Source organism: Mesorhizobium sp. B2-4-12 (assembly GCF_006441575.1).
Lineage (GTDB): Bacteria > Pseudomonadota > Alphaproteobacteria > Rhizobiales > Rhizobiaceae > Mesorhizobium.
The window spans coordinates 88,336-103,253 of sequence record NZ_VFVC01000004.1; the positions used below are offsets into that span (position 1 = coordinate 88,336).

Annotated in this window: 13 protein-coding genes; 11 read left to right on the forward strand and 2 right to left on the reverse strand. The window is 64.5% G+C overall.

From position 1 onward, the window contains the following. Nucleotides 1-114: 114 nt before the first annotated feature. Together FJ934_RS03980 and FJ934_RS03985 are read left to right on the forward strand one after the other, a co-directional pair. Entirely contained in the window at nt 115-813 is a 699-nt protein-coding gene (locus FJ934_RS03980) for a GntR family transcriptional regulator (RefSeq protein WP_140607357.1), read from the forward strand. Nucleotides 814-1,087: 274 nt separating this feature from the next. Beyond that, nucleotides 1,088-2,443, forward strand: a complete 1,356-nt coding sequence (locus FJ934_RS03985; RefSeq protein ID WP_140607358.1) for a glutamine synthetase family protein — start codon at nt 1,088-1,090, stop codon at nt 2,441-2,443. A 5-nt stretch (nt 2,444-2,448) separates the two neighbouring features. Here the strand turns inward: FJ934_RS03985 and FJ934_RS03990 are convergent, their stop codons facing one another. Next, complete coding sequence (locus FJ934_RS03990) at nt 2,449-3,309, reverse strand: MurR/RpiR family transcriptional regulator (RefSeq protein ID WP_140607359.1); 861 nt, start codon at nt 3,307-3,309, stop codon at nt 2,449-2,451. A 239-nt stretch (nt 3,310-3,548) separates the two neighbouring features. On the opposite strand from FJ934_RS03990, the gene murA reads away from it, so the two are divergent. From murA to FJ934_RS04040, 9 genes are all read left to right on the forward strand, one after another. Then, complete coding sequence (gene murA, locus FJ934_RS03995; protein WP_140607360.1) at nt 3,549-4,805, forward strand: UDP-N-acetylglucosamine 1-carboxyvinyltransferase; 1,257 nt, start codon at nt 3,549-3,551, stop codon at nt 4,803-4,805. Further along, the gene (locus tag FJ934_RS04000) at nt 4,802-5,680 is read left to right on the forward strand and encodes an N-acetylglucosamine kinase (protein WP_140607361.1); all 879 of its coding nucleotides are present in this window, start codon (nt 4,802-4,804) and stop codon (nt 5,678-5,680) included. The genes murA and FJ934_RS04000 overlap by 4 nt, the downstream gene beginning before the upstream one ends. A gap of 179 nt (nt 5,681-5,859) precedes the next feature. After that, nucleotides 5,860-6,783 (forward strand): N-acetylmuramic acid 6-phosphate etherase, encoded by a 924-nt coding sequence (murQ, locus tag FJ934_RS04005; protein ID WP_140607362.1) that lies wholly within the window; start codon nt 5,860-5,862, stop codon nt 6,781-6,783. Nucleotides 6,784-6,910: 127 nt separating this feature from the next. Beyond that, on the forward strand, nt 6,911-8,428 hold the full coding sequence (locus FJ934_RS04010; RefSeq protein ID WP_140607363.1) for an ABC transporter substrate-binding protein: 1,518 nt from the start codon (nt 6,911-6,913) through the stop codon (nt 8,426-8,428). Nucleotides 8,429-8,575: 147 nt separating this feature from the next. After that, on the forward strand, nt 8,576-9,535 hold the full coding sequence (locus FJ934_RS04015) for an ABC transporter permease (RefSeq protein WP_140607364.1): 960 nt from the start codon (nt 8,576-8,578) through the stop codon (nt 9,533-9,535). After that, a complete protein-coding gene (locus tag FJ934_RS04020) occupies nt 9,535-10,374 on the forward strand; it encodes an ABC transporter permease (RefSeq protein ID WP_140607457.1) in 840 nt (279 codons plus the stop codon). Before FJ934_RS04015 ends, FJ934_RS04020 begins: the two co-directional genes overlap by 1 nt. Further along, nucleotides 10,371-12,119 carry an ABC transporter ATP-binding protein gene (locus tag FJ934_RS04025; RefSeq protein WP_140607365.1) on the forward strand — a complete coding sequence of 583 codons (1,749 nt, stop codon included), beginning with the start codon at nt 10,371-10,373 and terminating at the stop codon, nt 12,117-12,119. Before FJ934_RS04020 ends, FJ934_RS04025 begins: the two co-directional genes overlap by 4 nt. A gap of 208 nt (nt 12,120-12,327) precedes the next feature. Continuing rightward, nucleotides 12,328-13,332 carry a serine hydrolase gene (locus tag FJ934_RS04035; RefSeq protein WP_140607366.1) on the forward strand — a complete coding sequence of 335 codons (1,005 nt, stop codon included), beginning with the start codon at nt 12,328-12,330 and terminating at the stop codon, nt 13,330-13,332. Between the two features lie 10 nt (nt 13,333-13,342). Beyond that, entirely contained in the window at nt 13,343-14,458 is a 1,116-nt protein-coding gene (locus FJ934_RS04040) for an anhydro-N-acetylmuramic acid kinase (RefSeq protein ID WP_140607367.1), read from the forward strand. Here FJ934_RS04040 and FJ934_RS04045 read toward each other — a convergent pair whose 3' ends face one another. After that, on the reverse strand, nt 14,459-14,887 hold the full coding sequence (locus tag FJ934_RS04045; protein ID WP_140607368.1) for a GNAT family N-acetyltransferase: 429 nt from the start codon (nt 14,885-14,887) through the stop codon (nt 14,459-14,461). Between the last annotated feature and the right edge of the window lie 31 nt (nt 14,888-14,918).

Sequence of the window (14,918 nt, forward strand, 5' to 3'; positions counted from 1 at the left end):
GTGGCGACAAACCGCTGGGTTCGGCGCTTTCGCCGTGCCCGGCCCGATCGGGACTGTCCACGGCAGATGTCGTCGGGGTAGATTTCAGAACGAATGAAGTAGTGCCCCCCGCCCATGGCCGACAGAACACAATTCGGGTTGACCGCCGTCGACACCGTCCCGTTGCATGAGAAGGTCTATCTGGAGCTTGTGCGGGCCCTGATGTCGGGCCAGTTCACGCCCGGGCAGAAGCTCACCTCGCGCAAGCTCGCCAAGGAACTCGGCACCAGCGACATGCCGGTGCGCAGCGCCTTCATGCGGCTGCAGGCGCTGCGGGCGCTGAGCCCGATGCCGAACGGCAGTGTCGAGGTGCCGGCGATCTCCGCCGACCGGTTCTCGCAACTGACCGCCGTGCGCACGATCCTCGAAGGCTCGGCGACCGAACTCGCGACAGAACGCATCAACGGCAACAATCTTCGGGCAATCCGGCGCCACAGCCTGGAATTAACCCTGGCGGCGCGCGAAGGCGATATCGACGATTATCTGAGGAAGAACTACGCCTTCAAATTCTCGATCTATCGCCATTGCGGCAACGAACAGATGATCTTCCTGATCGAGACCGTCTGGATGCAGGTTGGCCCCTTCCTCCGGAATCTCGCCATGGGGTTCGAGGACGATCTCTCCTCCATCCTCGACATCGACTATCACGAGGAAGTCGTCGCCGCGATCGAGGCGCAGGACGGCCCGCAAGCCCGCGCGGCCATCGTTCGCGACATCGACGAGGGCGCCGCGCACATCCTCCAGCAGGCCAGATTTCCGGACGCTGGAAGCTAGGATTACCCGGCGATCCAAAGCCTAGGCGTGGCTGCCGCGGCCGATCAAGCACGTCGAATGTCCCTTGGCTTTCGGCCCTCTTGCCTCTATGTTGCGATCGCAGATCGCGAAATTGGTTTTGAAATGCCTCCCGACATCCCAGCTAGTGAATTGAAAAAATAAGGAAAAGCATCCGGCCTCAGCCGGATACGCTTTCCGAAAACTCACTAGCATTTTTATCAGGGATAGCGCAGCCGGCCAGGCTTGGGCACCTTCGAAAACCAGAGGTTGGAAATTGAGCGATGCAATTGCGGACGTCCTGAGCTGGCTTGAAAGCAGGAACGACATCCAGAGCCTGAGGGCGGCGGTGTGCGATCTCAACGGCGTCATGCGGGGGAAACGCATCCCTGTGGAGCAGGCCCGCAAGGCGCTGGAAGGCAAGCTGCGCATGCCCTACTCGCTGATCGGCCTCGACATCTGGGGCGAGGACATCGAAGGCAACACGCTGGTGTTCTCGACCGGCGATGCCGACGGACTCTGCCACTGGACGGGACGCGGCATCCTGCCGGTGGACTGGACGGCGCATCCGACCGCGCTGGTCCCGCTCTGGCTCGCCGACGAAAGTGGCGCGCCCTATCTCGGCGATCCCCGGCGTGCGCTGGCCCGCATCCTCGACCGCTACAAGGCGCTCGGCCTGACCCCGGTCGCGGCGACGGAACTCGAATTCTATCTCGTCGATCCGCAGTCGCAGCGGCCTGTCGGGCCGGTTTCGCCGGTCACCGGGCGCCGGCTCGATTCCGACGCCGCGCTGTCGATCGATGAGATCGACGATTTCGAGTCCTTCATCCACGACGTCTACGAAGCCTGCCGGGCGCAAGGCATTCCCGTCGACACCGCGATCGCCGAAAACGGCGTCGGGCAGTTCGAAATCAACCTCAACCATGTCGCCGATGCCCTGCGCGCGGCCGACGACGCGGTGCTGTTCAAACGCACGGTGAAGGGCATTGCGCGCAAGCACGGTTTTGCCGCCTGCTTCATGGCCAAGCCCTATGGCGATCGGGCCGGCAACGGCTTCCATGTCCATTTCAGCCTGATCGACGCCGAAGGGCGCAATGTGTTCGACGACGGCACCGACCAAGGCTCCGACATCATGCGCCACGCGGTCGGCGGGCTGTTGGCGGCGATGGCCGAGAGCACGCTGGTGTTTGCGCCGCACTTCAATTCCTACCGCAGGCTTCGTCCGCGGTCCTATGCGCCGACCGCGGTCGCCTGGGGCTACGAGAACCGCATGGTCGCGATCCGCATTCCCGGCGGCCCGACCGGCGCACGGCGCATCGAGCATCGCGTGTCGGGCGCGGACGCCAACCCCTATCTTGTGCTTGCCGCCATACTGGGCGCGGCGTTGATCGGCATCGAAAGGCAGATGTCGCCAGGCGACCCGACCGGAAGCGATGGCCAAGGCCTTCCACCGGCGAAGCTGCCGCCGGACTGGGCTTCCGCGATCGCGGCCTTCGAAGGCGGGGCGCATGTGGCGGAAATTTTCCCGGCGATCCTGCGCGACTCCTTCATCGCCTGCAAACGTCAGGAGTTGAACACGTTCGCCCTCAATGTCAGCGACTTCGAGATCGAGACCTATCTCGAAAGCGTCTGAGGGCCTTACGGCGATCGCTCGGCCTTCAGCACCGAGACCGCCGCTTCGCTGTTGTGGACATAGTCGTTGGCGTCCGGCTGCCTCTGCACCAGCAGGATGAACAGCAGGTCCGTCAGCGTCAGCTGCGCGTCGCGCGCGGTGATGGAGGAGGAGCGCGCACGCTCTTCATCGGCGATGGTGTAAAGGCGGATGTCGGCGACGCGGCTCAGCGGATTGTCCTGAAGGCCGGTGACGGCGATCACCATCGTGCCGCGCTTGCGGGCAAGCTCGGCGATGCGCAAGGTTTCGATGCTGGCGCCGGAATAGGACAGCGCGAACAGCACGTCGCCCTCCCCAAGCGTCGAGACATTGGCCATCTGGATGTGGCTGTCGCTGTCGTACACGACATTGCGGCCGAGCTTCATCAGCTTGTAGGAGAAATCGCGCGCCACCAGCGAGGAGGCGCCGACGCCGACCAGGTGGATGCGGCGCGCGCCATCCAGCAGTTCCAGCGTCCGGGAGATGATGCGCTCGCTGTTGGCGGCCACGGTCTGCTGCATCGACAGAAGCTTGCTGCCGATCAGCTTCTTCAGGATAACCGGAAAACCGTCGCCGACCTCGATGGAACCGTGGATGACGCCGGCCGGCACCTGCCAGTCCCGCGCCTTGGCCTCGCTGACGGCGAGCTTGAGCTCCTGGTAGCTGGCATAGCCGAGCTTCTGGCTGAACTTGACCACACTTGACTGGCTGCGGCCGATCTCGGCCGCGAGGGCGGCCGTCGACAGCCGCAGCATCTGGTCGGGATTGTCGACGATGTACTGGCCGATCTCACGATCGCCAGGCGCCATGCCGTCGAGCTTCGCATTGATCTTCTTCAGAACGGACATGGATCCTCTAGAGCATGGTGCCGAAAAGTGTGAAGCGGTTTTCGGACGACATCATGCTCCATCCCTTTGATTCAGTGCTCCGGTGCTTGACGTCAGAGGAATAAATTATTCCAATTCCGATTGACAGCCAAGAACGCAGAATTAATTCTTCGACTGGACCTGCGAAAGCTCGGGATTCGAGACGGGCTCCCGAAAGCGAGCCGGACGGCCGCCCGGATACGCTACACAAGGTATCAGCCATGGACAGACTGCGGATCGTCGGCGGACAAAGACTACAAGGCGCGGTGACGATCTCCGGCGCCAAGAATGCCGCTTTGCCGCAGATCGCGGCCGCCCTGCTCAGCCCCTACCCGCTCGAACTGACCAACCTGCCGGAAGTGAGCGACGTCGAGAACATGCTCGGCGTGGTGCGGCTTCACGGTGCGGACGTGACGCGGTCGCCGCATGCCGCGACGATCGATACCAGGGCCGCCGTTTCCAAGGAGACGTCCTACGACACGGTGCGGAAGATGCGGGCGACGGTGCTGGTGCTGGCGCCGCTGCTTGCCCGTTTCGGCCATGCCCGGGTTTCGCTGCCGGGCGGCTGCGCGATCGGCGCGCGGCCGGTCGACATGCATGTCGCCGCGCTCGCGGCACTCGGCGCCCGGATCGCCATCGAGAACGGCTTGATCGTCGCTTCAGCGCCGAACGGGCTCACCGGCACACGCATCGTCTTGAGCTCGCCATCGGTCGGGGCAACGGAAACCGCCATGATGGCCGCGACCGCAGCCAAGGGCGAAACCGAGATCCTCAACGCGGCGCGCGAACCGGAAGTGGCCGATCTCGCGGCCTGCCTCAACGCCATGGGCGCGCGCATCGAAGGCGCCGGCACGCACCGCATCCTGATCGCGGGCGACACAGGCTGGCATGCCGCCAGGCATGACATCATCCCGGACCGCATCGAGGCCGGCACCTATGCCATCGCCGCGGCGATCACCGGCGGGCAGCTCGAACTGACCCGTGCCCGGCTCGAGCACATGGCCTCTGTCGTGCAATTGCTGGAGGCCACGGGCGTGAGCGTCTGGCCCGGCGATCGCGGGCTCATCGTGTCGCGCGAGCGGCCGCTCAGGGCCGCCGACCTCACGACGGAACCTTATCCGGGTTTTCCAACCGACCTGCAGGCGCAGTTCATGGCGCTGATGTGTTGCGCGGACGGCGCGTCGCTGCTGCGCGAAACCATCTTCGAGAACCGCTTCATGCATGTTCCTGAACTGATGCGGCTCGGCGCCAACATCAAGCTGCAGGGCACGACGGCGCTGGTGCGCGGCGGCGCGAAACTGCACGGCGCGCAGGTGATGGCCACCGACCTGCGCGCTTCGGTGTCGCTGGTGCTGGCGGCGCTGATCGCCGAGGGCGAGACAACCATCAACCGCGTCTATCATCTCGACCGCGGCTATGAACAACTGGACCGCAAGCTGCGTCTGTGCGGCGCCGACATAGAGCGGCTGGGCGCATGAGCGGCGCGATTTATTTCCTCGGCGTCGACGGCGGCGGCACCGGCTGCCGAGCCCGCATCGAGGATGCCGAGGGCACCGTGCTGGGACAGGGTCTGTCCGGCCCGGCGACAACCCGGCTCGGCATCGACGCGGCCTGGGCCTCCATTGCAAAGGCGTTCGGCGCGGCGGTCGAGGAGACAGGATTCGGCCCAGCCGAAACCGCCCGGATCCGCGCCGGCATCGGCCTTGCCGGCATCGGCCGCAAGGGTGCGCTGGAGGCGCTGCGAGCGATCGCGCATCCCTTTGCCAGCATCGATTTCGTCAGCGACGGCGTCGGCGCCTGCCTTGGCGCGCATTCCGGCCTCGACGGCGCCATCGTCATTGCCGGCACCGGTTCGATTGGCCTCGGCTTTGTCGAAGGCCGCGACCTGCGCGCCGGCGGCTACGGATTTCCGATCTCCGACGAGGGCAGCGGTGCCGACCTTGGGCTGAAGGCCGTGCAACTGGCGTTGCGCGCGCATGACGGCCGGCACGAGCGGACGGCGCTGCTGGCGGAAGTGATGCAGCGCTTCGAGGGTGACCCGATGGAAGCCGTCGCCTGGATGGACCGCGCCAGCGCCACCGATTACGCGGCGCTGGCGCCCATGGTGATGCGCCACGCCGACCAAGGCGATCCTGTCGGACGGCGCATCGTGCAAGGGGCCGCCGAGCAGATCGACACGCTGGTGCGGGTGCTGTTCGAGAAAGGCGCGCCGCGCGTGACCTTGCTGGGCGGCCTCGCCAGCCCGCTCGAACCCTGGCTCTCTCCCGATGTCCGGCGCCGCCTCAAGCCCGCTGACGGCGATGCCGTATCCGGCGCGATCATTCTTGCCAAGCGGTCACTCTGCACACGGTAGGCTTAGTAGGGTGAGGAATAAAATATTCCAAAAATCTGTTGACGGTGCGAATATCGAATTCTAAAAAATAAACAACAGAGACTGAATGGCGACAGGCGGATTGATTCATCCGTGTGCACCGGCACCGGCCGAAGATCCATATTCGACGCCCGGCCGCGCGGCGATTTGAAAGCACCGAGATGACTGAACAAGGGTTGATGTCCGAGCTGGACCGGCTGGTTTCCGAAGGCCGAAACCCGAGGACTGTCGACATCGACCTGCTGCCTACCCTGGACGTCCTGCGCAAGATCAATGACGAGGACAGGGTTGTCCCGGCGGCTGTCGAAAAGGTGCTGCCGGAAATCGCGGCCGCGGTCGACCGCATCGTGCTTGCCTTCCAGAAGCGCGCGCGGCTGATCTACATCGGTGCCGGCACCAGCGGGCGGCTCGGGGTTCTCGATGCTTCGGAATGCCCGCCGACCTTCCGCGTGCCGGAAGGCATGGTTGTCGGCCTCATCGCCGGTGGTTCCGACGCGCTGGTGCGGTCGATCGAAGGCGCCGAGGACGATCCGAAGATGGGCGCACAGGCGCTGCGGGAGATCGAGCTCGCACCGGACGACGTGGTGGTCGGCATCGCGGTCAGCGGGCGCACACCCTACGTCATCGGCGGGCTGAACTATGCCAAGCAGATGGGCGCTACCACGGTCGCCCTTTCGTGCAATCCGGCATCGACCATTGCCGGGATCGCCGACATCGCCATCTCGCCGGTCGTCGGTCCTGAAGTGCTTACCGGCTCGACACGGCTGAAATCGGGGACCGCGCAGAAGCTGGTGCTCAACATGCTGACCACCGCCTCGATGATCCGCATCGGCAAGAGTTTCCAGAACCTGATGGTCGACCTCAACCCTTCCAACAAGAAGCTGGTGGCCAGGGCAATCAGGATGGTCATGCAGACGACCGGCTGCACTGCGCCTCAGGCACGGCACGCTCTCGACCAGACCGGAAACGACGTCAAGCTGGCCATCCTGGTGACGATCACCGGCATGGGCGTCGAGGAGGCGCGGGCGGCGCTCGGCAAGGCTGGGGGATTCCTGCGAAAAGCAATCACCGACATGACGGCATGATGGCGCATGAGACAAGACGGCGTGAAGCCGCATAGACTGGGCCGATACTCCAAAGCATGTGTCTCTTGGAAGCACTCGGCGGAAACTGCAAGGCATCGAGTTCAAAACCATAATGGGAGACGAAAAAATGGTAAGGCACTTCACAAGAACATTGCTGTCGGGCTTCGCCGTGGCGGCGATGCTCGGCATCGCGACGGTTTCGCCGCAGGCGGCGACGCTGCATATGGCGTGGTCGCAGGACGCCACCGGGCTTGACCCGCACAAGCAGACGGCCTTTTCGTCGCTGCGGCTCCTGGAACTGATCTATGAGCCGCTGGTGCGGGTCGACGCCAGCCTACAGATCGTTCCCGCCATCGCCACGTCCTGGGAATTCTCTAAGGATGGCAAGGAACTGACCTTCAAACTCGACCCCAAGGCGAAATTCCAGGACGGCACAGCGGTCACCTCGGCCGATGTCAAGGCCTCCTTCGAGCGCATCCTCGACGAGAAGACGGGTGCGGCCGCCCGTGCGAATTTCCTGTCGATCGCCAGCATTGATACACCTGACGCGACGACCGTCGTCTTCCATTTGTCGCAGCCCGACGTGCCGATCCTGACGGCGATGAGCGACGTCAACGCGGCCATCGTTCCGGCGGCTGAAATCAAGGCCGGCTCGATCGGCACCAAGGCGGTCGGCTCGGGTCCCTTCAAGCTCGACAAATGGGATCCCAACGCCAAGGAAGTGCTGAGCGCCAACAAGGAGTGGGCTGGCGGCGCGACCGGCGTCGACGGTATCGAGATCAGCGTGCTGCCCGACGAGGCGGCGATACTGGCCGCCATGCGCACCAAGCAGGTCGACTTCGCGCTGCTCAACGATCCGCTCGTCGCCACGCTGGTGCCAAAGGAACCCAGCCTGCAGCTCAACCGCGTGCCGGTGCTGGCCTATCACGTTCTGCAGCTCAACCCGTCGCGCAAGCCGATGACCGAGCTCAAGGTGCGCCAGGCGATCTCCTGCGCCATCGACCGGCAGGAGGTGCTGGACACCGCTTCGCTCGGCGAGGGCAAGGTCACCGGACCGCTGACCATCCCGGCGCTGGCGACCGATCCGAGCCAGTTGTTCTGCTACAAGCGTGACGTCGAAAAGGCCAAGAAGCTTATGGCGGAAGCGGGTTTGGCCGATGGCTTTTCAGCGACCGTGATCGGCGCCACCGGCGAACCGCCGACGGCCGCGGCGGAAGCCCAGGTCATCCAGTCGCAGCTCGCCGAAATCGGCGTCAAGCTGGACATCAAGATGATGGAGCTCAATGTCTATGTCGACGCCTGGCTGAAGGGCGATTTCGACATGGCGATCGCGCTCAATGGCGGCCGTGCCGACCCCTACACAATGTACAACCGCTACTGGACCAAGACGGGCAATCTGCAGAAGGTGGCGAACTACATCGACGACACGCTCGACAACCTGATGCAGAAGGGCCGCGCCGAGACCGACCCGGCGAAACGCAAGGCGATCTTTGCCGAGTTCGAGAAGCACCTCGCCGAAGTGTCGCCGTGGATATGGCTCTACACATCCTACAGCTACACGGCCCAGCAGAAGAACATTGCAGGCTTCGTGCCGACGCCGACGGGCACGCTGTTCAGCCTGAGCAAGGTTACCATCCAGCAGTAGCCGCCGCAGGCCCTAGAGTCGGATGATTTCAGGTCGAATCGACCTGAAATCTGAATCTGCTTCTGGATCAAAAGATAGAGCATGATGTCGTCCGAAAACCGCTTCACACTTTTCGGCATCATGCTCTAGACGAGAGGACTTCTTCGCGTGAACTATCTGATGCGACGACTGGCGACGTTTCCTCTCGTCCTGCTTGGTGTGTCCATCCTGGTCTTCGTCGCGATCCGGATGGTGCCGGGCGATTCGATCACGGCGATGCTGGGCACCGAAGCCGGCCTGCTGACGCCGGCGCAGCGGGACTCGCTCGCCGCCTATTTCGGTATCGACCAACCCTGGTTCGTCCAGTACTGGCGCTGGATCGGCGGCATCCTGCACGGCAATTTCGGCATCTCCGTCACCTATGGCAGGCCGGTCCTCGATGTCGTCCTCGAGCGTTTCCCGCTGACGCTGGAGCTGGCTCTCCTGTCGATGATCATCGCGCTGGCCGTCGGCATGCCGGCCGGGATTTACGCCGCCACGCACAATGAGAAGCCTTCCGATCTCGGGGTGCGCATCGTCGCCATGATCGGCCAGTCGACGCCGAGCTTCGTGCTTGGCCTCTTGATCATCTACACGCTGTCGGCCGGCTTCGGCGTGTTGCCGATGATGGGCGAATTCGCGCCGCTCCGGCAAGATCCCCTACGCAATCTCAGCCAGCTGATCCTGCCGGCAATCACGCTCGGCTTCGCTTTCGCCGCGTCAGTCACGCGCATATCGCGCTCGGCGATGCTCGACGTGTTGAGCGACGATTATGTGCGCACCGCGCGCAGCAAGGGCGCACCGGCGCGCAGCGTCATCTGGCGGCATGCGCTCCCCAACGCGCTGATCCCGGTCGTGACGCTGAGCGGCATCGAGTTCGGCTATCTCCTGGGCGGCGCCGTGATCGTCGAGCAGATCTACGCCCTGCCCGGTCTCGGACGCATGGTGCTCGATGCCATCCTGCAGCGCGACTACGCGCTGGTGCAGGGAAGCGTGCTGTTCATCGCCCTCAACTTCATGATCGTCAATCTCCTGGTCGACCTCGCCTATGTCGCGCTCGATCCGCGCATCCGGCTGGGCGAACAATGATGCGTATCCTGCGCGCCATTTTCGCCCATGGCAGCGGCCGCATCGGCGGCATCATCGTCGGCGCCTATCTCGTGGTCGCGATCCTCGGGCTGCTAGGGCTGACGCCGCACAATCCGATCACGCAATACCGCATCGACCGGCTGCACGCGCCCGGCGCCGCCTACTGGATGGGCACCGACCTGTTCGGGCGCGATGTGGCCAGCCGCCTGATGGCTGGCATCGGACAATCCTTCACGGTCGCCTTTTTCTCGGTCGCCTTCGCGGCCCTTGCCGGAACCGTGCTTGGGCTGGCGGCTGCCTGGCTCGGCCGGCGCTGGGACGGGGTGCTGATGCGGATCATGGATGTGCTGCTCGCCTTCCCGGCGATCCTGCTGGCGCTGCTCATCGTCACCGTTGCCGGGCCCGGCACATGGACGAGCGTCGTCGCCATCGGTATCGTCTACACGCCGATCTTCACGCGCGTCGTGCGCGGCCCTGCTTTGTCGCTCAAGGCCCGCGAATTCGTCGATGCCGCGCGCACCTTCGGCAGCAGTTCGAGCTATATCGTCACGCGCCACCTGCTGCTCAATCTGGTGGCGCCCTTGACGGTACAAGTGACGCTGGCGCTGGCCTGGGCGCTGCTCACCGAGGCGGGCTTGAGCTTCCTGGGTCTGGGCACGCAGCCGCCGGCCGCCTCGCTCGGCCTGATGCTGAGCGAGAGCCGCAACCTGATGGAAACCGCGCCCTGGCTGATGATCTTCCCGGGCCTGACGATCATGATCAGCATCCTCGGCTTCAACCTGCTTGGTGATGCCTTGCGCGATATACTCGACCCGAAGATGCGGAGGGCGCCGGCATGACCCCGCTTCTGTCTATCCGCGACCTTCGCGTCGGCTTCGGCCGCAATCCGCAGGCCAACGAGGTGGTGCGCGGCGTCAGTTTCGACCTCGCCGACGGCGAGACACTGGCCATTGTCGGCGAAAGCGGTTCCGGCAAATCCGTCACCGCGCTGTCGATCAACCGGCTCATCGATTTCGGCGGCGGCCGCATCACAGGCGGCTCGATGCAACTGAAGCGGGCCAACGGCACCATCTTCGACCTGATGAGCGCGACCGAGCCGCAACTGACCGGCATTCGCGGCGCCGAGATCGGCATGATCTTCCAGGAACCGATGACCTCGCTCAATCCGGTGCTGACGATCGGTTCGCAGATCGAGGAATCGTTCCGGCTGCATCGCGGCCTGACCGGCCGGCAAGCCACGGCGGCAGCCAGGGATGCGCTCGACCGCGTGCGCATTCCCGATGCCGCGCGGCGGTTGAAATACACGCCCAACCAGCTGTCGGGCGGCATGCTGCAAAGGGTGATGATCGCCATTGCGCTGGCCTGCAATCCACGCCTGCTGATCGCGGATGAGCCGACGACCGCGCTCGACGTCACCGTGCAGGCGCAGATCATGGCGCTGCTGGCCGAACTGAAGCGCGAAGGCGCCATGTCGATGATCTTCATCACCCATGATATCGGCCTGGTCGCCGGCATCGCCGACAAGATGATGGTGATGCAGAACGGACGGGCCGTCGAACAGGGCGAGCTGAACCAGATCCTCGACAATCCGCGGCATCCCTACACGCAGCATTTGCTGCACGCCGTGCCGCATTTCGCCAACGGCCGCGCGACGCGCGCGGACGGGCAGCGCGACAAGGATGCAGGCACGGAGCCGGCCTTGACGGTCGACGGCCTCGTGGTGCGGTTTCCGCTCAAGAGCAATTTCTTCAGCCGCGCCACCGGCGCGGTGCACGCCGTCGATGGTGTCGACTTCGACCTGATGCCGGGTGAGACGCTGGCCATCGTCGGCGAAAGCGGTTCGGGCAAATCCACCACAGCCAAGGCGGTCCTGGGCCTGGTGCGGTCGACGCGGGGCAGCTTCTCGGTCAGCACGCGAACGGCCTCGGCCGAGCGCAGCGCCAAGCCGGTGCAGATGGTGTTCCAGAACCCCTACGCTTCGCTCAACCCGAGACTGACCATCGAAAGCATCCTGGCCGAACCGGTGATCGCCACCGGTGGTCACGTGGATGCCAAGACGCGCGCCAGGATGGCGAGCCTGCTCGAACGCGTAGGCCTGCCGAAAGACAGCCTGCAACGCTATCCCCACGAATTTTCCGGGGGCCAGCGGCAGAGGCTGTGCATCGCCCGTGCGCTGATGCTCAACCCGTCCGTCGTGGTTCTCGATGAAGCGGTGTCGGCGCTCGATGTCTCGGTGCAGGCCAAGGTGCTGGAGCTGCTGGTCGACCTGCAGCGCGAGTTTGGGCTCGCCTATCTGTTCATCTCGCACGACATGGCGGTGGTCGAGCGGATCGCCCACCGGATCGCCGTCATCTATGCCGGCCAGATCGTCGAGATCGGCGACGCGACCTCGGTGCTGTCGAAGCCGAAACATTCCTATACCAAGAAACTGATCGCCGCCGTTCCGACCATCGACCGACGACGCGAGCATTTTGAAATTGACACCCGCCAGGTGCCCTCGCTGGTGCGCCCGCAGGGGTTTGAGCCGGCGCCGGCGAAGTGGGAGCTGTTGGGCGAAGATCATATGGTGAGGGTGGAAACTTAGACATGTTTGCAGGACAGCACCCCCCTCTGGCCTGCCGGCCATCTCCCCCGCAAGGAGGGAGATTGGCAGTTCTAGCCTCCCGCACACCTTACAATGCAGGCGATTGGCGAAAGCGATGGCGACATCTGATCTCCCCCCTTGCGGGGGAGATGTCCGGCAGGACAGAGGGGGGTGGGACGGAGCGCCAGCTTGCGAATAGGAGGCGGGGTTGACCAACCTTGCCCATCTCTTCGACCACGCGTTCCAACCGCTAGCGGACGCGGTAGTCACCAAGCGCATTTCCGGCGGCGTGCTTGGCATCGTCGACAGAAATGGCGAACGCATCGCCAAGGCGATCGGCTCCGCGCAGCTCGTGCCGAAGCAGCGGCCGATGACCGTCGAAACATGGTTCGACCTCGCATCCCTGACCAAGGTCATCTTCACGACGCCGCGCATCCTGGCGCTGGCGGAGAGCGGTGTCATCGATCTCGATGCGCCGCTGATCTCCGTCCTGCCTGATCTGCGCCAGTACGATGCCGGGGCCTGGGAGCGGACGGTGACGTTCCGCCAGTGCCTCGGCCACCAGACGGCCTTTCCGGCCGTCGAGCCGATCTACACTTATGGGCGCGACCCCGACTTGCTGCGCGCCTTCATCCTGCAGCGCGAATGGCGGGCTCGGGACCCGGTCTATTCCGATATCAATTTCATCCTGCTCGGCTTGGCTCTGGAACGGCTGTCGGGCAAAACGATCCGTGACCTGGAACCTGGTCCGGGCTTTGCCTGGTCAACAGAGCCGGACGCCGCCGCCGCGACCGAGGACTGCACCTGGCGCCATCGCGTACTCTGCGGCGAGGTGCACGACGACAATTGCTCGGCGCTGCAAGGCGCGGGTCATGCCGGCCTGTTCGGCACGGCAGCTTCGGTGCTCGATTTCGCGCAAGGGCTGCTGGATGGCGATGGCGCATCCGACCACTCGATCGCGCTGATGCGTACATCCGTGTCCGCCACCCGCACCCATGGCTGGGAGCGGCCTTACGAAGGCTGGTCGGGTGGCGCATTGTGCAGCCCGGGAACGATCGGCCACACCGGCTTTACCGGCACCGGCCTGTGGATCGACTTCGACAAAGGCAAGGCGTGGACCTTGCTCACCAACCGGATCCATCCGACACGTCACTTCGACAGCGGAATCGTCCAGCTTCGGCAAGCGGTCGGCGATCTCATCAACATCGACTAAGGAAGCGATCATGGAACCAATCTGGGCCGTCGGCCTGATGACCGGCACCGTGCTGGACGGCAACATCGACGTCGCTTTGATCAAGACCGACGGCGAAAGAATCGACGATTTCGGCACTTACCGGCTGATGCCTTATCCCGCGTCGATCCGTTCCCTGCTGGAAGACACGCTGAAAGAAGCACGGGCCTGGAATTTCACCGGACCGGAGCCGGCGATCTTCCGCAGGGCGGAGGAAGCGCTGACGCGTGCCCAGTCGGCGGCGGTCAGAGAACTGGTCGAGGGCTATGGTATGACGATGGCCGATATCGGTGTCGTCGGCTTTCACGGCCAGACGGTGCTGCATCGCGCGCCGCAGGTCGGACGGCTCGGGCAGACACGGCAGCTCGGCGATGGCGAGCTGATGCATTCCATCCTGGGTACCAAGGTCGCTTACGACTTCCGCTCGGCCGACATGCGCGCCGGCGGACAAGGCGCGCCTTTGGCCGCCGCCTATCACACCGCGCTGATGCGCAGCGCCGGCGCCAGCGGCGAGGTGGCGGTGCTCAATCTCGGCGGCGTTGCCAACATCACCTGGTGGGACGGCGCCGACAATGTCGTTGCCTTCGACACCGGCCCCGCCAACGCGCCGCTCAACGATTTCATCAAGTCGAAGGGGCTCGGCGAAATGGATCGCGACGGCGCGCTTGGCCGCGCGGGAACGGTCGATGAGGCCAGGCTGGCCAAGCTGCTGCAGCACCCCTATCTGACCAAACCCTATCCGAAATCGCTCGACCGTTTCGACTTCGGCGCCGCGATGGCCGACGGCCTGGGCGCCGAGGATGGCGCTGCGCTGCTCACCGCCTTCACCGCCGCCGCCGTCGGCAAGGCGCTTGACCTTTTGCCAAGCCGGCCGAAAAAATTGGTGGTCAGCGGCGGCGGCCGTCACAACCCGACGATGATGGCGATGCTCGCCAGCCGCGCCGGTGTCGAAGTGGTGCTGGCCGAGAAGCTCGGCTGGAGCGGCGACGCGGTGGAAGCCGAATGTTTTGCCTTCCTGGCGGTGCGTGTGCTGCGCGGCCTGCCGATCAGTTTTCCAAGCACAACCGGAGCCCCGCAGCCGATGCGCGGCGGACGTCTGGCGGGCTGATCACTCAGCCAACAGTTTCTTCTGCAGGAAGATGCGGCTGCGACCGACCGGGAAATCGGACAGCGTCCCGAAGGGTTGATAGCCCTGGCGCTGGTAGACCCTGGAGGCGTTGGGACTGAAGGTGTCGATCCAGGCGTTCCGGCAGCCGCGCGCCACAGCTTCCTGCTCGGCAGCATCCAGCATCCTGCCGGCCATGTGCTGGCCGCGCAGCCTTTCATCGACCCACAGCCATTGCACGTAGAGCCAGCCCCAGGCCGTGTAGCCGGAGATGCCGGCAACGACCGCGCCATGCTCGTCGCGCACGAACACGGCCAGCGCCTTCCTTTCCGACGCGCCGACATCGCCGTCATTGAAGGCCGTCAGGCGCTCGCCGAGAAAGGCGAGGTCTTCCGGCAACGGGTTTGCCGTTGTTTCGAGTGTCGTGTTCATGGCTCTTTCCGGAATACACAGCTGGGCAAGG